Raw genomic sequence first — 20190 nt, forward strand, 5'->3', positions numbered from 1 at the left:
CCCATACTTTAAATTTTACTTTAAAGTGGTGCACTTGATCTTACAATTAAGCAATCGCATTGAATGCGATTATCTTTTATTAAGGATTTAGTTTTTTAGTACCTTCGTATTCTGATTTTAATTCTGATAAATCAGCAGGAATATTTTTTTCTAATTCAGCTTTTCTATCTTTTGATTTCTTAAGAACTTCACCATCTAATGTTTCTCCACTTAAAGCTTCATAAACTTCTGAATAAAAATATCCATCAATTAATGCTTTATCTATTGTATAAAGTAATCTTGAAATTTTTACCTTCAATCCAATGGATATATCTGTTTTTAAAAAGTATTCTTTTGAACCTAAAAAATTAGAATTTAATGTATAAAATTCATCTAATATTTTACTTTTTAATTCAAAAATTTTATTTTTTATTGCTTTATCTTCACTAGTTAATGTATAAGTTCTATCCATAACTGGTAATCCAGAATTAATATATTCTTTTATTTTTCCAGTTCTATATGTTTCTACTTTGTACTCGCCTTTTTTGAATTCTGTAGAAGTTGTGACTTTAGTAGATGGTCTTGGAGATATTGAAAAGAAACCATTTGGATATTTTTTGGCACTATAGTAAAATAATTCTTTAATTTCTTTTTTATCGGGAAATTTGCTACTTTCTTCTTCGTTAGAATATTTTTGTAATTCAATATATGGTTTATATTTTTTAAATTCAATTAAGATATTTTGAGCCAGAACACTTAATTGTTTTTTATCTTTTGCTATTTTTTGAGATTCTGTTTCAAATTCTTTTGATTTTTCAGAATCATATCTATTTAATGTTTTTAATCTAGAATTAACTGTATTTTTTACACTAATTAACTCTATTTGATATTCTTCAATAACTTTATTTAAGAGTAAATCTAATTTTTCAAAAGTTGTAGCTTTTTCTTTTTCTGTTTTTAATGTTTTTTTAATAGATTCTTTATCTATTGTTTCAATTCAAGTAGAAACTAATTCTTTAAATTTATTAATAACTGCTTCATCTGTTTTTGTTAATGAAGATTTAATTTGTTCTATTACTTTAGATATTTCTTCGCCTGTTGAAGAATTAGAAATTTTTGCTTTATAGATATCTTTATCTGAATCATTTTGTAAAAAATCTAAAAATAAACTAAATAAAATTTCATTTCTTTCTTTAAATTCTAATAAATCTTTTTCATATTCTTCATTTAATAAAATTTCAAAATCAAAAGTTTCTGAATATTTTTTAATTTTAGTTAAATCTTCTTTTCATTTAGTTTTTCTTTTTTCTAATTTAAAAGAATTAATTTTATTAGTAAATTCTGATTTTTTTTCTGGATATTTAGTATTTTCGTTTTCTTTATCAATTGTAGCAATTAGTTTTGTTCTGAAATCTATTATTTTTTCTTCATTTGTTAAAGAAGTTAATTCTTCTTTTTTAGTTTTTTGTTCTTGTTCACTTAAAATGGATATTCATTTTGTTTCTATTTCTGATTTTAAACCTTGCAAGTATTCTTTAATTTCTTTTTCAATTTCTTTTAATTTTGAATAATTATCTTTATTGGATAAAGAATTGATTGTTAATTCATTTTTCTTTATAATGTCAGAAATTTTTTCATCAATATCAGTTCTTAGATTTTTATAAAATTCTTCTGTGATTTCAGAAATTTTATTTTGAATTTCATTTGAAATTTCATTTAATTCATCAATTGTTTTTGAATCTTCTATTTTTTTAGTAAATTTTAATTTATCTTCTTCTGATAAAATATCTAATTTTAACTTTTCTTCATTTTTCTTATTAGATAGTTCTTCATTTTCTTTTACTGGTTCTTTTTTTTCAACATTACATGATAAAAAAGAAAGAACAGGTAAAGAAGAAATGGTTGTTAGAGCACTTAATAAAAGTAATTTCTTCTTTTTATTTTGTTGTTGTTTCATATTTTAATATATTCCTTTTTTTCAATTTTCGATCTCTTCTTCTGTTCCAAGAACATAGTGATCGTCATTTATTTTAATTCATTCTGGTTGATTAGTTTCAGAATAATTATGCATATTAATATCATATACATATCCTATTAGACTTCCTTTTTTACCTTCAATTGAAGGAACAGCATCTAATAAACTTTTGGTATAAGGGTGTAATGATTTATTCATTATTTCTTCGGTTTTACCAATTTCAAGAATTCTACCTTTATTCATTACAGCAATACGGTCAGAGATATACTCTACCATTCTTAAATCATGAGCAATGAAAAGAATGGTTAAATTATATTTATCTTTTAAGTCGTTAAAGATATTAACAACTTGTGCTTGAATCGAAACGTCTAAAGCAGAAATTGGTTCATCTGCTACAAGTAATTGTGGTCGTAAAACTACAGCTCTTGAAATTCCAATTCTTTGTTGTTGTCCACCACTAAACTCTAATGGGTATCTTGGTAAAACAGAGTCATCAAGTCCTACTGATTTTAAAATTTCTTTAACAAGTTCACTTCTTGCATCTTTTTCTGAAATTTTGTTTTTCTCTTCTCTTTCTGTTTTATAAAAATTAAGTTTTTCTAAAACTTCAAGATTGTTATTGTTATTTAATTTAGTAGCTAATTGGTTATAAAGAAAATCAAAAGCTAAAGATGAATTTTCTAAAATGTTTAAATCTAATTCTTTTTCAAAAAGTAAATATTCTTTTAAAGAAGCAGAATTTTTAGATTTTAATAAAGCATAAATTTCTTTTTTAACATCTTGATCGAAGTTAAGTAAGTAAATTTCTTTAGCGTTTTTAGCATTGATTAATCCTTCTGACACTACTTTTTCAACAGTGACGTGGGGATTTAAGGAATTAGCTGGATCTTGAAAGATCATTTGTACTTTATTAACTAAAAAGTTTTCTATTTCTTTATAGTTTTTTAAAGCTTTACCGACTTTGAATCCTTTTTGCATTTTTTTAGGTAAAACTTTATCTAATAAAGTAATTTGTCCAAAAGAATAAGGAACAAGACCTACTAAAGATTTTCCGATTGTACTTTTACCAGAACCAGATTCACCTACAAGTCCAAGTACTTCACCTTTATAAATGTTTAAATTTATGTCTGAAACAGCACGAAATGCTTTAGAACCACTTCCGTAAGTAATGTCAACATTACGCATTTTTAAAAGGATTTCTTCGTTATGTTTTGGAGATAACATATCTTCTAATCCTTTTAAATTCTTTCTAACTACTTTAGATTTTACAAAAGGGTTTTTCTTAATGGTATATACTGATTCACTATGATTGTTGTTTGTTTTCATTTAAAAAATCCTTTCATATTTTTAAAATAGTTTTTGGTGGATTGTATTTTGGAGCATTTTTGTCTAAAAGTGCTGATTTAACTCTATGAGTTTCAGAAACAAAGTAAAAATCAGGTTCTATTTCAAAGTCTCTTGCTAAAGCATAATCATTTCTAATTGCAAAAGCATCTCCTTTAATATTATTTAAATTAGAAGGAACACTTCCACGAATAGTAGCAAGTCTTTCTCCTTTATTTAAATCAGGCATACTGAGAATTAATCCTCAAGTATAAGGATGTTGTGGGTATTTAAGAATTTCTGTGGCAAGTCCTTCTTCAATAATTTGACCTGCATACATAATAGAAATATAATCAGCAATGGAAGCAACAACACCTAAATCGTGAGTTATAAACACAATTGCTAATTTTAGTTTTTCTTGTAAGTTTTTAATAACATCAAGTACTAATGCTTGTACTGTTGGATCCAGTGCGGTTGTTGGTTCATCCATTACTAAAATTTTAGGTTCAAGTGCAACAATAGCAGCAATTACAACTCTTTGCACCATTCCACCTGACATTTCATGTGGATATAATTTCATAACTGCTTCTGGATCATTAATTTTTGTTAATTTTAAGAACTCAACAGCTCTTTGGTAAGCTTCTTTTTTGTTTTTAACAATTTTATTTAAAAGCATACCTTCCATAATTTGTGCTCCAACTTTCATAGTTGGATTTAAAGTAGACATTGGGTTTTGAAATACAGCTGAAACAATTCTGCCTCTAAAGTGAGATTTTTCTCAGTCTTTAAGAGAGAATTTTTCAACATTGTTGTTATATAACTTGATTTCACCTGAATCAATAACAGCGTTATTTCCTGGTAATCCGTATAATAATGATGTGATTACTGATTTACCAGAACCTGATTCACCAATGATTGCATGAACTTTTCCTTCATAAATTTTTAGTGAAGTTCCTCTTAAAACCTTATTTTTTTCTCCAGGTCTTGCTGGGTTTAAAAATGATAGATGAATATTATTAATTTCAGCAGCAATTTTAAGTTGTTTACCATCTTTAAAAGATTGATATTTTACATTTTTAGAGATTTTATTAAAATTAAATTGACTCTTATTTTTTTTGTTTTTAAAGAATAATTTTACTTTTCTTTTAAGTTTATTTTTCTTTCTTTTTAATCTTGAACGAAGGATTTTTAAATTCTTTTGCATACTGTTTTTCCTATCTTTGTCTTCTTAAAGAGTCTTGAATACTTGAACCGATTAATTGCACACTTGTGGTAATTAAAATTAAGAATGTTGAAGGTACAAAAACATATCTTAAATAATTAGGGAAATCTTTTTGACCATCGGATATTAAGTTTCCAAGTGTTGGAATATCTTCAATAGCAAGACCAATGAATGATAATGAAGTTTCTGATAAAACAACTCCAGGAATTGTAAATACAAGTTGTGTAATTAAAATTGGTAAAATCACTGGTATATAATTTAATAATATTTTATAAGTAGGAGTTCCTAAAACTTTAGAAGCTGAAACTCATTCAAAGTTTTTTGCTCTTTTTACTTGAGCTCTAATTTGGTTTGCCATTCCTGTTCATGAAGTTAAAGAAAGTGAAAGTGCAATAACTCAAAAAGTAGGTTTAGCAACAATAGTAATTAAAATTAAGATTAAGATTGTTGGAACAACAGATAAAATCTTAATTACAAAAGTTAGAAACTTATCAAATTTGTCAAATTGTCCCATCATTATTCCAAAAGTTAATCCTATTATAACTTCAATAAAAGTTACAACAAGAGCTAATAATAGAGAATATCTTAAACCATGTCATAATCTTGCTCAGTAATCTCTTCCAAGATTATCTGTTCCAAAAAAGTGGTAAATTCCTTCTGAATCTGTTTGATTAAAGGTTAATGATCTATTATTAACATCACTAAAATTAGGATCTAATGTGGTAAAAGGTAAAATAAGAGCTAAGATGATTAAGATAAAAATAATCATAAATCCTAAAACTCCAGATGAGTTGTTAGAATAACGATAAACAAATTCTTTAAATTTTTTAGTTTGTGGTTTTAATTGTGAATCTGTGTGATATTCAAAAGCTTTTCCAATAAGTTTTCAAGCTTGATATTCAAATGGTTTTAAAACTGGATTGGGAGCCATTTTTAATGACTCTCTATCAATTTGATCCATTTCTTTTACTTTATTATTTTTATTATTGATTTTTTGTTTAATTTTACTAAAAAGCGACATTCTACGCTCCCTTTCTTCTTATTCTTGGATCAATTACTTCGTATAAAATATCACGAGTAGCATAAGAAATAATTGTTAAGAAAGAGAAAATAATAATCAAGAATAAAATAACATTATAATCTTTAGTTTGAATGGCTTGTAGTAAAGTTGCTCCAGAACCAGAAATAAAGAAGATTTGTTCAATAAACACACTTCCAATAAATGAACCAAAAATAACAGCAGGGAAGAATGTTGCAATTGGGAATAAAGAAGGTTTTAGTGCGTGTTTTCACACAAAACGACTTTTAGATAATCCTTTTAAATAAGCAAATTTTGCATGCACTGAATTTAATTCCCTATTAAGTTCAGTTCTTATGTATTTGATATAAACAATAATGCTTCCAAGCGATAAAGCCAGTCCTGGTAAGACGTATGTTAATAAATCTTTGTGATCAAAGATGTAAGGTAAGTGAACTAGTCTTCCTAAAAATACTAAAATTAATGCAAAGATAATTGAAGGAACAGAAGAGAAAATACTTACTAATATGGTTGAAACATTATCTAAAATTCCCCCTGGATTTTTTCCAACTCAAATTCCTATAGAAATACCAATAGAAACAGTTAGAAAGACTGAAAAAATACCAACTAAAAAGGATTTATAGAATCTTTCTCAAATAAAGGAATTTATTTCTTGACCTGGGAACAGTGAAAGTGAAATTCCAAAATCACCTTTAAAAATTCCACCTAAATAATTGAAATATCTTTGTCAAATTGGTAAATTGAGTCCATATTTAATTTCAACTGTTTTTCTTGCTGATTCATCAAGTCCTGCTGTTAAAGTATTAGAACCTGGAACGGCGTTTATTAAAAAGAAAGTGATTGTTATAACTATTAAACCAATGATAAAAAACTCTAATATGATTTTTAAAAATCTTCATAAAGTTTTTAAAAAGGGAGAATCCATTGCTAAAAGTTTATCTTTTAATGTTAGTTTTTTATTTCTACTGTGAGTAAAATAAACTAAATTATCATCATAATAAACAGTTTTATTATTTTCTTTTTTCTTTATAAATTCCATATTTTAGTCTCTCTTTCTTGGTAATCCAGCAAGTGGTGGATTAGTATAGTCATAAGCATATTGTAAAGCAAAGGTGTATAGTGAACTAACCCCTGCAATTTTAGTAATTTCTCAGTTAGTATCAACTTCCATTAGTGGAACTACAAAAGCACCATCTCTTATTATTTTTTCTAATTCTCCTATGAAAACATAAACGTATTCTTGTGTTCATCCTTGATGTAGTTCATCGGTTGTAAAGTTACCTGAAAAGAATGCAGCAATTCTATCTGAATAAGTGCTTCTATTTTCTGTGTTTGTTTGTAAAGCAAGTTCTATAAATTTGTTTCAAAAATCAAATTTAACTTTAGAAATATCAATACTTTGATTAAAAGCAAGTCTAGTTTTTGTATCGTTAGTTAACTTAGCTATTTGTTCAACTGTCATTTCATTAGTAATTAAATTAATGTACATTCTTTTTAATCTTCCATATTTAATGTTTTGGTTTCTAGTTAAAAAATATTCTAAAGCATTTTTAGTAAATTTAACATTATAAACACTTTTATGTTCTGATTTTTCTAACTCTTTAGCAACTTGTTCTGCATATTTATTACTAAAACTAGAAATTTCTAAATTACTAATGGAATCTTTATTGTTTAGTTTATTAAATTCTTCACTAATGTTATTATTAATATATTGTTGAATTTTTTGAAGATATACATTTAAAGCTTGTGTAATTTTTTCCCTGTTATTTCCTTTATAATCGGATTTTTCTAATACTAAATCAGCTATGTATTCTGCATAAGTATATGAACCAACTGGATTGTCTTTGAAAGCAATATTTTTTTGTGATATAGAATCAATTTCATCAGTAAAGAAGAAGACAGAAACATAATCTTGAGCACCACTTCCACCGATTTTGTCATAATTTTGATAAATTATGTCATATTTACCTTCTTCTATAAAGGAAGCGAAGGTGTTTTCAGGAAGACTTTTAATTTCTAAATCTACATAACCATTGAATGCTTTGTTTAAAGATTCTTTTAAAAATAAACCTGCTTTTTTCTGTTCATCTGATGAGTTATTTAAAAATGTTAAGTACACTTTTTGTAGATTTGGATGTTTTGCTTTAAAACGTTCTATATAGTATTTTGCTGTATTAACGTCATAAGCAAGATCGCCTCTAACAGTTTTTTCAAAGGTGTAACCTTTTGATAAATGCACTAAAAAGTCATAATTTAAAAGGTTAAATTCTTTTTTGTTTTTAGCTTTTGAATTTAAATCACTAAAGTAAGTTTCAATGTTTTTTCCATCAAAAGTTCTGTATTGTCCATAGGAAGTTCAAGTATTTACAGGGAAAGAGAAATCTCATCCAACAAATTTAATTGCATCTTCTCTATTTACAGCATAATAAATTGCATTTCTTAAATCTTGATCTTGAATGTAACTAGATGCATTTGTTTCATTATCTAAGTTGAATCCAAAAGCGATTGTTCCATAACCTTGATTTTTATTTAAATATTGTTTATATTCTTCATTTGATCAATACTTATTAATTTTAGAAGCTGGAATGTAGGTTTGTGAAACATAACCATCTTCAAAAAAGATTGCATTAGTATTTCTATCGGTTGAAAAATAAATTTTTATTTTGTTAGTAATGGTGTTTTTAGCATCATAATAGTCTTTATTTTTTTCTAAAACTATTTGTCCTTGTGGTCCTAAAATAATATCATCTTTATTCATATTAAAAGGTCCGCTTGTTAGGAATTTTTTAGTATCTGAACCGAATTTATCAATTCCACCAGCAACAGTTTCAATATATTTTCTATTTGCTGGATATAAATTCATAAAAATATTTTGAAGTAAATAACTTAAGTTGGGAGTTTTATTTTCATCAAAAATTGCAGTAAAACTGTTTTCACTATTTGCAACTTGATTATATTTAGTTTTTATTTTGTTATCTGAAAGTGAAAATTCTTGATAAGGATTAACAAAAGGATTTGCTACTAAAGTCACTGTTTTAAACTTATCTGCTTCTTTAGTTGCATTTGCATCTACTAAAATTTTAAAAGTTTGATTATCTTTTTTATCTTTATTCGGAATAAAGAAAGAAGGATTGTGTTCTAAGTTTTTTTCAATTTCTTCGTTAGTATAATCTAAAAATAATTGACCTGTGTAAAATCCAAAATCAAGAGCTGCTGCTTTAATTTCTTCAATTTCTTTTGTATCTAAAGGTTCGCCATTTTCGTTTTTGATTTGAGATTCTCAAACTTTTTGATTTGGATCTTGAATTCACTCTTTTTTATCATTTAAAATGTATTTTCTACGACCTCAAGGATTTTTATAATTCTCATTAAACTTTTGTAAATAGTCTTTTTGAGCATTAATAAATCTTTCAGCACTTCTAAAACCATATTTTTTAACTTGATCTAGTCTTTGTGAACCGGTGTTTAAGTCTAAAATATATTCTAGATAATCTCTTAAATCTTGAGCATTTATAACATCGTTATTACTTCATAAATTTTGTTTATTGTTTAAAGATCCTGTAAAAGCAAAATAGTTATTTGAGTTTTTAGGACTTCTAAAACCATAAATTGATGCTCCTCTTCTTAAATCACCTAAAGATCCTTTACCAAGACCACCAACAAACCCAAAATCAGCTAATCTTAAAAATGATCCAGTAACTCTTCCATAACCATCAGTTTGCTCTAATTCTCCTTTATTTTTAAAGAAATCATTGAAATTATTAGAATCATTACCATTAGCATCTTTAGTATTACTTGTATCAATCATAACCATATTAAAATCATTAACACGAATAATTGACTTTAAACTAGAAGTGGGCCCTGATTTAACAAAAGGATCAATTAAAGCAGGTAAAATTTTGTCCATTGATTTATATCTAATGTAGTTTAAGTTGTTAATTGGTTCAGTTGCTAAACCAAAGTCATAATTTTTCTTACTTACTGTTGAAGAATGTTGATTTTCATTATTTGTTGAACAAGAAATAATAGATAAACTTAAAGTTGATGATAAAACTAAACCTGAAATTAATAGATTCTTATTAAATTTTTTTCTCATATTTCTCCTTTATTATCCTGTTATATTGAACTGGAAGTCAATATCTATTATTGCTTTATTTTCTTTTGTTTTATCTTTATAAATTTTTATTGAAGATTGTGTATCTGTTTTTCCGTTTTCAGAAATTACTTCTAAATCACCAAGTGATAATTCTTCCACAAATTCGTTATTTTCATCAACAAATTCCACAAAATATTTGTGTTTTGGTTTTAGTAAGGTATCACGATATTTAGCCATAATTGCATAGTCTGAAACTCATGAAGAGTAACCTAAGTCTGCTAAAGTAACTTTGGAACTTTCATCACCTTGTTTTGATAAATAAAATAAATTATTTGTATCTTTAAAATTAACATCTAGATATTTAATTTCTTTTGTAATAACATCAGTAAATCTAATTTTTTTGATTTTATTTGCTTTTTCATTTTTTACAAAACCATAAAGAACAACAGCATCTTTTTCTTTATTTCTAAATAATCCTGAAATGTTTCTACTTCCTACTCCGTAGTTTAAAATTTGAGAGACAAAGAATGCTTTTGCTCTTGTATTAATTTTATTTCCATCAAAGTCTTTTAATCTAATTGAATCATCCACTATTTCATTTCTATTTTCATCATATAACTCTAAACCAATTTTTTCTTTTTCAACTGTATCTTTGAAATATCCATTATTTCTTGTAATGAATCTTCCAAAATAAGAAGAAGTTCTATCTTCATTTCTTGGTGAGAAGGTAGTTCTAGAAATGTATGAACCATAAACTTTGTTTTTAATGTCAATAACTTTTTTGAATCTTTTATTTGTTAAGTCACTATTTTGCTCATTAATTTTGTTAATTTGTTCTCTTAATTTTTCTATTAATTTTTTACCTTCTTCTTCTTTATCTCCTGTGTAAGTTGTTGCTATTATTAAAATTTGTTCTACAAAAGACTTAGCCAAATCTTTTAATCTATCTATTTGATTTGAAATTTCAACATAAGTATCTTTTGTTTTTGGTAAATATTCTTCGAATTTTAATGATCTCCCAGCTTGAGTAATACTTGAAGAAGAGTTGTTAAAATTATTTTTTCTGTCATTTCAAATTTTTAATTTAGTTGCATCGACAATATAGTCTAAACCTGTAGTTGCTTCATTTAAATTACTTAAATATCCAGGTAGATTACCAAAATCTTTAAAACTTGGAACATAAGTTGTTTGTACATAATCTCTTGTTAAAGTTTCAGCAATGTTGTAAATATAATCTGTAAATTTATCACCAATAGATGCTTCAACTCTGGAAAGATTATAGTTAAGAACATCAGAACTTGGTTGCCCGCTATTGAATTCATTAAAGATGACATCACCTAAAGTTATTTGATTGATTAGCCCATTGTTATTTCAAGTTATAATATTTCCTACAAGTAAATATAAATCTTGAGAATTAACATTAGCTAATATTTGATCAATATTTTCTTGTTTACCTAAAATTTTAGTAACGTATTCTTTTAAAATTGTTTGCAATTTATTTGCATCATATTTTATATATTGTTCATCTTTTGAATATTTACTTAAATCATAAACAAGACCCGTTTTAAATGAAGAACTTAAAAAGGAAATTCCGTATTTTTCTGAAAAAATAGCTTTATTTTGTTCTAATTCAGTTAGTGGATTAAAGTCTTTAATTGCTAAAAAGTAATGACTTTTTCTAAATCTAAACATCATTTCATTAGCAATTACTTGATCATCGCCATTTTGAATCATTTCTTTTGTTTTAGCACTTTCAGCAGAACTTTTTAGTAATTCTTCTTTAAATTTATTTAGATCAAATTTAGTTTTAACATAATCAATATTTCAGTTAAATACTGCACTTTCTTTGCCTGTTGCAACATCTTTAGTTACAGAAACTAAAGTTGCTTTGGAATAATCTAATGAAGCAAATTCAAAGAAGTTTTTAAAGTTATTAAATACAACAGTATTATATTCAGTTGCAGTTGTAGAAATGTTTAGTTTTTCTAATGAAGAATTGAATGCTTCATAAAGGGAAATTCCGTTTCTTTTGTCATCAAAAATGTTATCTTTAGTATTAAATCCAATTTTTGTTATTAATTTAGCTAATTCAGCATCATTATTTTTAGTAAAAGCATCATTGATAGCAACGTGATCTGATACTTTATTTTGATCGTTTATAAAGACAAAATCAGCACTTTGTAATATATTGGTTGAACCTAAAATTCTTGTTCCTTCTCTTGCAAAAACCATTAAAGGATTAACTTGTAATTTTCCTTCAAGATTAAGTTCAAATCGTTCAAGAGTGTTTTTTAAGTTAGATTCAATATTACTTGTATAAACACTTGTTAAAAATCTTGATTCTGCTCTTGCTACATTCGGGAAAGTGAAACGAACATCACCGGAATAATTGTCTCCATTTTTAGTAACAAAACTTAAAACATTGGTTAATTGTCCTTCATAACCACGATTTGAATTAATTAAATCAACAAAAGCTTTTGCTCCTTTTAAAGTGTCTTTAATTTGGTTTGCAAGTGAATCTGAACTATTTAAAGCAAAGTATTCTTTTGCTTTTCTTGGGTTATTTTCAGCTGTTACTACGTTGTATTCAGGATTTAGTTCATCATTTGCACTTCTGTTAATAATGTTATTTGCAATATTATCAGTATCATATGCATTTAAAACATTTCTAAGATTTGGAGAAACAACTCCACCAAGTGAAGAACTTAAATCATTTCATCCACTTTGAGAGAATCTTCTAATTACTGCATTTTCAATCGCTGTTTTAATTTCCTGTGTTTTTGCTGTTATAAAGTCTAATGTAGCTTTATCAAGTGGTTCGTTTAAAGGAACATTAATAACAGGAGAACCATCATTGTTAAACATTTTAATTTCTCTTGCATAAGTGATAGTTTGATTGTTTTCTTTCACTTCTTCTAATTTAACAACTTCTAAAGTAAAATCAGTTTCTGCAGCATTTAAAGTTACTATTTCTGAAAGTTTTTTCCCTTTACCATCTTTAAGTTCGCTAAGAATATTTTTTAGAGAAATTTCTTCTAATTTATATACTTGTTTTTTAGTTCCATTAACATCGGTTTCTTTTTTAGCAAATGCTTTGGTGTTTCCTGTAATAAATGGGTTTAAGGTTCCTGAATTTTCATCAAAGGAATTAGCTAAAAATAAATCTTTAAGATCAACTTTTCTTTCTTTAGCAGCTTCCATAAGACCTTCAAAAGTTTGTAAAAATCTTCTTTTGGTATTTTTTGCTACTTCAAAAATACTTGCTTTTGGATTTGCATCTCCTCAAATTTCATCATCAGTTTCTAAATGTTCTACACCATCTTTTTGTAAGTATTTAAATCTTACATATTCACCTTTTGCAGAAGGTTTTCCTAATGCGTTTACTCTTTCTATAGATAAATTAGTTCTTGCAAGTAAGTAATTTTCTAAACCTTTGTATGAATAGTATGAAGAAATATTAATTCCACCTCTTGTTGATAATCCACCAACAATTAAAGCATTTTCATTATTATTTAAAGCTTGATTTTGCTCTAAAGTAAAGTGGTGTCCGTATTCATGAGCTGTTACGTATTTTAAAAAGTCAATGGAAATACCTTTAAAGTTTTCAATAGTAGCGCCTAAAACTAAAGGTAAACCGATTCTATCGGTGTGTTGTAATCCATAATATTCTCCATCAGTAAGAGAATATTCATAATATCCTTTTTCATTCAGTTTTTTCTGTATATGTGGTCCAAATTGTCTTTTTAATAAGTGTGGATATTTTTTAGTTACTTTTTCAATTAATCCATTATAAGTTTCATAATAAACTTGATAATTTCTTGAATCCATTCCTTTTAAGTCTTTACCATTTTCATCTTTTAGTCCTAAATTTTCTGGACCATATGAAATGGTAATAGGGTTAATTGAACCTTGGTAACCAATTGCTTCTTTAAATTCAATAAATTGTTCATGAGCAGCATCTGACATATTTTTAGATTCATAAATTATAGTTTCATCTTGGTTATTATTACTTAAAGTAACGTGTAATTTTGCATCAATAACTTCTAATTTTTTAACTGTATATTCCTTTAAGTTATTTTTAATTTCATCACTTAAAGATGCATAGTTTTTTAGTGCATCATTATTATTTAATGCTTCTATTTTATTTTTATAGAAAAAGGTTTTTCCTGCATTTGTAAATTTATAAAGTTTTTTATTTTCATATGCTTTTATGTCATAAAAATCTAAAAAGTGTACAATTTGAGAATCAATAGTTTCTTTTAATAATTGATAAGTTAAAAGTCATTTATTACTAATTTCTCCTTCTGACATTCTAAAGTTTACAACTTCATTTTTAGATGAATTTAACACTTTTAAACCTAAAGCTAAAATTGGATTACTATCGTTTAATTCAGAAGAAATAGTTGATATTTGAACTTTTTCAAGAGCTGAAAAAGCAATATTTTCCTTTTCTAATGAGTGTTTTTTCAGTAATTCTTTAAATTGCTGTTCACTAATATTTTTATCAAAAAGTAAGGTTCCTCTTCCGTTTTCACCTTCTTCACGATTTATATATGCTAAAAACTCTTTATCTTTTAATTTAGAAGGAATGTTTAAAGAGAGAAAGGCGTTATCATTAGCATTATGTGCAATTGAATTTTTAATAGCACTTGCTAAAGGTATGCTTTGTAAAAAGGTGTCAACTGTCTTTTTATTTTCAAGATTTCTAAATGCTAAATAAGTTAGAGAATCTGAAGCGTTTCCTGAACCTGAAAGTTCTGAATATAAAGGCATTGAACCGAAAAATGCATCAGGGAAAAATTTAATTTCACTAACTTCTTTATTTAAAGTAGTATGAGAACCTAAAGTAATAGCATTACCATTTTGTTCTACTCCTGGAACTAATCTAAAACTTTCAAGGGTAACTAAATCAGGTCCTCAAGATACATTTTTAAAGAATCATTTTGTAAATTCAATAAACTGCTCTGGTTGCACTGCTAAAACGTATTCATCATAAAAACTAAATGAACCATATTTAACTTCTAAAATAAAGCTTTCTTCATATTTTTGATAATATTTTTTAAAAAATGTATCAAAATCATATTTTTCTTTTGGATTTTCTTTAAATCAAAACTCTGTTCCATTTTCATTTAAAAATGCAACGTCTTTTTTCTTTAAAGGATCTTTGATTGCTAAAATAGGTTTTAAGTTTCTATTTTCATCATAAATTTTTGAATAATCATTTTTTAAATCTTCTTTGCTTAAATTAGAATTAGATCCATTTACTTCATCTGAAAGATAACTGTGCAGAAACACACCACCAATTGCAGCTGATGAACCTCCTATAATAATTCCAGCAGAAATTAAAACTTTAGCAGTTAAACTCAATTTCTTTTTTAACATTTTTTCTCTCTTTCTTTTTCTAAAAAAATAAAATCTTTATTAAAAATCAGAACCCTAATTTCTAATAAAGATTTTATTAATATTTAATTTAAAATTATGTATATAAATTCATTAATAATATTTTTACAGAAATTAACCAAATAAATAAACATTAGTATTTTTTTTGCCAAAAAATACTTTTTTCATCGCAATAGTTTTTAATGAACGTTTATTCATGATAAATTCCTTTCTTTTATATTAATATGTTAAATTATACACTTTTTTTACAATTTTCCAAGTTTTTGGCAAAATTTCTTATGAAAGGAAAATAATTAATAATTTAAAAAAATAAAAAAGTTTATCTATCTTGAATTTTAAAAGCATAAAAAGTATATAATTGAAAAGTATGATAAAGAAAATGATTTGTTATTCAGACGTAGATGGAACCATCTACGGAAGAGACTTTAAAGTTTCATCAGAAACTAAAGATGATATTTTAAAATTTATTAAAAACGGGGGAGAATTTGTTATTTCAACAGGAAATCCAGCTTTTGAAAGACATCAAAATCTTGCAGATGAATTATCAATAAGATATTTAATTACTTCAAATGGAGCAGGAATCTTTGACAACAAAGAAAAAAAATATATTTATTTAAATCCTTTTCCTATTGAAATACAAGAAAAAATTTTCAATTTAGCAAAAAAATATAATGCACAAGTAAATTTTTGAAATGATAAAAACTATTTTAGTTTTAATTCTAAAGAAGAATATAACTACAGTTATGATTATTCTTTATATTCAAGAGATCAAGTTATTAATAGTTCTCAAAGTGAAAAAAATGTTGTTAAAATCGAAGTTTTTGGAAACGAAAATGACATTTTAGTAATCTATAATGAAATTAAAAACTTACCTATTAATGTTGTATTTATGAGAAAAAATCATTTAGAAATTACAAACTTTGGTTCTTCCAAAGGAAATGCAGCTAAATGATTTAGTCAAAATCTCTATGATGAAGATGTTAAAAATGCAATGACAATTGGAGATAGTCCGAACGACTGGTCAATGTTAGAAATTAGCGATTTTTCCTATGCAATGGAAAATGGAACTGATCAAACAAGAGAAAAAGCTAAATTTTATACAGCAACTTGTATGCAAAATGGAGTGGGATTAGCACTTAGAGATTATATCGATAGAGTTAAATCCAAAAACAACTCCAACTCATAATTTATTGAATTAAAAAACCGTTTATGCCTGTTTTAAGCAAATAAACGGTTTTTTATTACTAAGAATTATTTATTTTCTTCCTGACTTGAAATCATTTCAAAAACTCTTGTGACGTCATCAATTTTACCAATAAAAGTAATTAAATCTTCTTTTAATAATTTAAAATTTCCATCCGGTAAATAAGAATTATTTTTTCTTTTAACCATAACTGCAATTACGTTTAATGCAGTGAAATTAGTTTTCTTTAAAGTTAAACCATCATAACTATCAGCAGTTAAAACAGCAGAACCAACAACATAACCATCTCCTAATTCTTGCAAGTCATTAGTATATTTAATAAAGCTTTTATTTGTAGCAAATAAAGCTGTTCTAACTCCTGCTTCTTCTTCTGGTCTAATAATCATTTGAATACCAATTTTTTGTAAAACGCGAGCGTGTCTGTGACTATTAGCTCTTGCAATAATGTTTTTTACTTTGAGCTCTAAAAGTGCTGCAATTATTTCAATATTTTCTGATAAAGCTACAATTACTGTATCAATGTTTCCAACTCCAAGAGCTTCTAAAGCTTTTAAATCAGCTGCATCAGCAACATAGTTAGCCACAGTGTAATCTTTTATGGAAATTAAGTTTCTTTCTTCTCTATCAATCGCAATAACTTCTTTATTTAATTTTGAAAGTTGTGTGATAACAGATTGACCAAATCTTCCAGCCCCAATTACACAAATTCCGTTATTTTTTCTCATTTTTCTCCTTAAATGTAATTTTAAATTAAAATAATTTTACTATTTTTGTAATTATTATTATAAAATAAATTAATATGAAAAGAAACAATAAAAGAATTTTTTCAAAAAAAACAAAAAAATTGAATAAATTTAAATGAATCCATTTGTGAAATGCTCTTGGGAATTTAAGATCTAAATTCAACAAAAAAGTTGGGAAAATTAGATACTTATTTCTTATTTACATAATAATAACCATCACTGGTTCATTATTATTGTATTGAAATATTTCACAAACAGAACCTGGTTCTGTTTCCTATGTAGATGCTTTATTTACTTCAGCATCCGCTTTTAGTGATACAGGACTTGTAACTAAAGCTACGCATAGCACGTGAACGATGTTTGGTCAAGCTGTCATTGCGATTTTGATTTTAATAGGGGGAATTGGAGTTTTTGCTATTAAAGTCTATATCTTTAATTATATTTTTGGACTCAAGCTTGGAATCTTTTCAAGAGATGTGCTAGCTTTAGAAAGAAGTTCTAATAATATGGGAGATATTAAAAAGGTAATTTTAGTTTCTGTAACAATAATGTTTACTGTTTTAGTGATTTCTTCCTTTGGATTAACTTTTCTTTTTTACTATAGCAAAGGCGATTTTGCTATAGATACAGAATTCAATAATCCTTATCATAACTTTAATTTATCTTTAAGATTTGCGATATTTCACTCTATAACCGCTTTAAATAACGCAGGATTTGATATTATTGGTGATAACTCACTTGCGCCTTATTATAGCAATCATCTTTTACAAGTATGATTACTACTATTATTTATTATTGGTGGAATTGGTTATCCAGTTGTTTATGATTTTTATAAATACTTTTATTGTCTTATTACCAAAAGAAAAAGACACAAATTCTCTTTATTTTCAAAAATTTCGTTAGTAACTTATTTTGCTGTTGCAATTATTGGGGTTGCACTCGTGCTTTGTTTTGAACTTCTAAGCAAAGATCAATCTAGTTTTTGAAATCTTAGTCAATCCGATCCTACTTATTGAGGTAAAACAAGTACAATAGGTTATAGTTATAGAACACACTTTGATAAAGTCTTTGCAATTATCTTTACTTCTTTTTCTACAAGAAGCGCAGGATATGCTACATTTGATCTTTATAATTTAACTGATACATCACTTGGAATTCTTTCTATCTTGATGTTTATTGGAGCTGCACCTTCTTCAACAGGTGGGGGAATTCGTTCAACAACACTTGCAATTATTTTATTAAATTTAATTTCCAAAATGCGTGGAAAAAATTCCACTCATATGTTTAAAAGAAAAATAAAAGATGAAACTGTAAATCAATCTTCTGTCGTATTAATTATTTCAATTTTGCTTAATTTAATAGTTTTTTTATTTTTAACAACATCATTTAATACATTTGGTGGTAAAATTCCATGAGACAACACAACCATAAGTACTGCTGTAAGTGAAAGTTCAGGAAGAACATATGGAGTTATTAATGTTCTTTTTGAAATCACTTCAGCCTTTGGAACAACAGGATTGTCTACAGGAATTACAAGTCATTTAAATTCCATTAGTAAAATTGCTTTAATATTCATTATGTTTGTAGGGCAACTTGGAATATCTTCCACAATTTTGATTTGAGGAAGTCACAATCACAAGTTTTCAAAATATGAATATATTGAAGAAGATGTTACAATTGGATAACAAGGAGGTATAATGACATTTAACATCATCATAACTAATTTTATTGCTTTAATTATCGGTTATATAATTGGTTCTGTGAACATTTCGATTATTTTTAGCAGAACAAAAAGAAAAGAAGATATTCGCGATAGAGGTTCTAAAAATGCAGGTTCTACAAACGCCTTAAGAGTTTATGGAGCTAAAATAGCACTTCCAATCTTTATTTTTGACATATTCAAAGCTTATATAACAGTCATAATTGCTTGAATAATACATTCACAAATTCAAAACTCACCAATTTATGATACATCACTTAAATACTTAATTCCGCAAATAGCGGGTTTAGGAGTGATTATCGGTCATATATGACCAATCTTTTTTAAATTTAAAGGTGGAAAAGGAGCAGCAAGCTTACTTGGTTTATTCTTTGGTTATAATTTAGTAATTGTTGCAATTGGAGTAGTGATTTTTATAACAGTTGTATACTTTACAAGATATATTTCAGTTGGTTCAATTTTTGTTCCACTGGTCTTAATAGGTTTATCTTTTATTCCTTGATTTGCTCTTGGACAGTTATCTTGATTTAACTGAAAAGTATATCAAGATTTATATTGAATAAATCCACTAATAATCTTAATTTCCCACATCTTTGTTATTTATTCACATAAGTCTAATATTAAAAGACTTATTAATAAAAATGAAAATAAATTCAAATTTAAAAAATAAGGAGAATGATGAAAAAACATTATTTAAAAAATATAATTAGTTCAAAAAGTTTACCTTTTTTAATAATGGGACTTTTTATTCTATTAACTTCAACAATTTTTTTAATTATTGAAATGGCAAAATTTAGTCCATCAGTTGCACAGGTAGGAAAAGCAATAAAAATGCAAGTAATTTTTAAAAATGCAAGTTCTTTAATTTACTTTACATATCAAAGTAATTTCTTATTAGGAGTAGTTTTAATTCTTTTAGCAGCAAATAGAAAAAGTACTAAAATTAAAAGATGATTATTTGCAGCAACAACTTTAATTACCATTACTTTTATAATTTACTGAGCACTAATTTCCTATACTAATGATTGAACTAATGTATATGGAAGCATTGTTTCATTAATTACCCATTTAATTAATCCAATTCTTGGTTTTATTGCTTTATTTTTAATAAGAAAATCATTAACTATTGACAATAAACTTTTATTCCATACCTCATTATATGTTTTTGGTTACTTCTTATTTGCTTTTATCTTATATTTTGCTTCATATGCATATTATGCAAAAGAATATAATGATGGAGTAGTTATATATACTTTCTTAAATTTCACTAAACCTTTCTTTTATAAAGGCGGAAATATTGCAGTAGTAATATTTTTAGATATATTAATGTTTATTATTGCTTTATTTATTCCAATGACTTTAGGTTTATTTTGAAAAGCAGTATACAGAATTTCTTATAACAAAAACAACTGCTATTTAAAGGATTTAAAAAGAAAAATAAAGGATAAAAGTTATAAAACTAATAACTAATTAAAAATTCAATAAAGAA

Annotated in this window: 12 protein-coding genes; 4 read left to right on the top strand and 8 right to left on the bottom strand. The window is 25.9% G+C overall.

Features of this window, described 5'->3' with window-relative positions; all coding sequences use genetic code 4:
* Window positions 1–79: 79 nt before the first annotated feature.
* From ACXX87_RS03240 to ACXX87_RS03270, 7 genes are read right to left on the bottom strand one after another with little or no spacing between them, the layout of a single operon-like run.
* Entirely contained in the window at window positions 80–1936 is a 1857-nt protein-coding gene (locus ACXX87_RS03240; RefSeq protein ID WP_436359175.1) for a hypothetical protein, read from the bottom strand.
* Window positions 1937–1939: 3 nt separating this feature from the next.
* Window positions 1940–3280, bottom strand: coding sequence for an ABC transporter ATP-binding protein (locus tag ACXX87_RS03245; RefSeq protein WP_458561069.1), 1341 nt, complete (start codon window positions 3278–3280; stop codon window positions 1940–1942).
* On the bottom strand, window positions 3258–4481 hold the full coding sequence (locus ACXX87_RS03250) for an ABC transporter ATP-binding protein (protein ID WP_458561068.1): 1224 nt from the start codon (window positions 4479–4481) through the stop codon (window positions 3258–3260). The genes ACXX87_RS03245 and ACXX87_RS03250 overlap by 23 nt, the downstream gene beginning before the upstream one ends.
* 10 nt (window positions 4482–4491) lie before the next feature.
* The gene (locus ACXX87_RS03255; protein WP_436359180.1) at window positions 4492–5520 is read right to left on the bottom strand and encodes an ABC transporter permease; all 1029 of its coding nucleotides are present in this window, start codon (window positions 5518–5520) and stop codon (window positions 4492–4494) included.
* Window position 5521: 1 nt separating this feature from the next.
* Complete coding sequence (locus ACXX87_RS03260) at window positions 5522–6577, bottom strand: ABC transporter permease (protein WP_458573275.1); 1056 nt, start codon at window positions 6575–6577, stop codon at window positions 5522–5524.
* Window positions 6578–6580: 3 nt separating this feature from the next.
* Entirely contained in the window at window positions 6581–9634 is a 3054-nt protein-coding gene (locus ACXX87_RS03265) for an ABC transporter substrate-binding protein (protein ID WP_458573276.1), read from the bottom strand.
* Window positions 9635–9646: 12 nt separating this feature from the next.
* Window positions 9647–15016, bottom strand: coding sequence for a PDxFFG protein (locus tag ACXX87_RS03270; protein ID WP_458573277.1), 5370 nt, complete (start codon window positions 15014–15016; stop codon window positions 9647–9649).
* Between the two features lie 385 nt (window positions 15017–15401).
* Here ACXX87_RS03270 and ACXX87_RS03275 point away from each other — a divergent pair, with 385 nt between their 5' ends.
* On the top strand, window positions 15402–16220 hold the full coding sequence (locus tag ACXX87_RS03275; protein WP_458561065.1) for a Cof-type HAD-IIB family hydrolase: 819 nt from the start codon (window positions 15402–15404) through the stop codon (window positions 16218–16220).
* A 65-nt stretch (window positions 16221–16285) separates the two neighbouring features.
* On the opposite strand, the gene ACXX87_RS03280 is transcribed toward ACXX87_RS03275, so the two are convergent.
* Window positions 16286–16963: a potassium channel family protein gene (locus ACXX87_RS03280; protein WP_436359186.1), complete on the bottom strand. Its 678-nt coding sequence runs from the start codon at window positions 16961–16963 to the stop codon at window positions 16286–16288.
* Between the two features lie 74 nt (window positions 16964–17037).
* Here ACXX87_RS03280 and ACXX87_RS03285 point away from each other — a divergent pair, with 74 nt between their 5' ends.
* The 3 genes from ACXX87_RS03285 to ACXX87_RS03295 are packed head-to-tail and all read left to right on the top strand — an operon-like array spanning window position 17038 to window position 20171.
* Window positions 17038–18666, top strand: a complete 1629-nt coding sequence (locus tag ACXX87_RS03285; protein WP_458573278.1) for a potassium transporter TrkG — start codon at window positions 17038–17040, stop codon at window positions 18664–18666.
* 12 nt (window positions 18667–18678) lie between these two features.
* Entirely contained in the window at window positions 18679–19371 is a 693-nt protein-coding gene (gene plsY / locus ACXX87_RS03290) for a glycerol-3-phosphate 1-O-acyltransferase PlsY (protein WP_458573279.1), read from the top strand.
* A gap of 8 nt (window positions 19372–19379) precedes the next feature.
* Window positions 19380–20171 carry an MAGa3780 family membrane protein gene (locus ACXX87_RS03295; RefSeq protein WP_458573280.1) on the top strand — a complete coding sequence of 264 codons (792 nt, stop codon included), beginning with the start codon at window positions 19380–19382 and terminating at the stop codon, window positions 20169–20171.
* Window positions 20172–20190 lie beyond the last annotated feature (19 nt).

The organism is Mycoplasma sp. 613B (assembly GCF_054343485.1).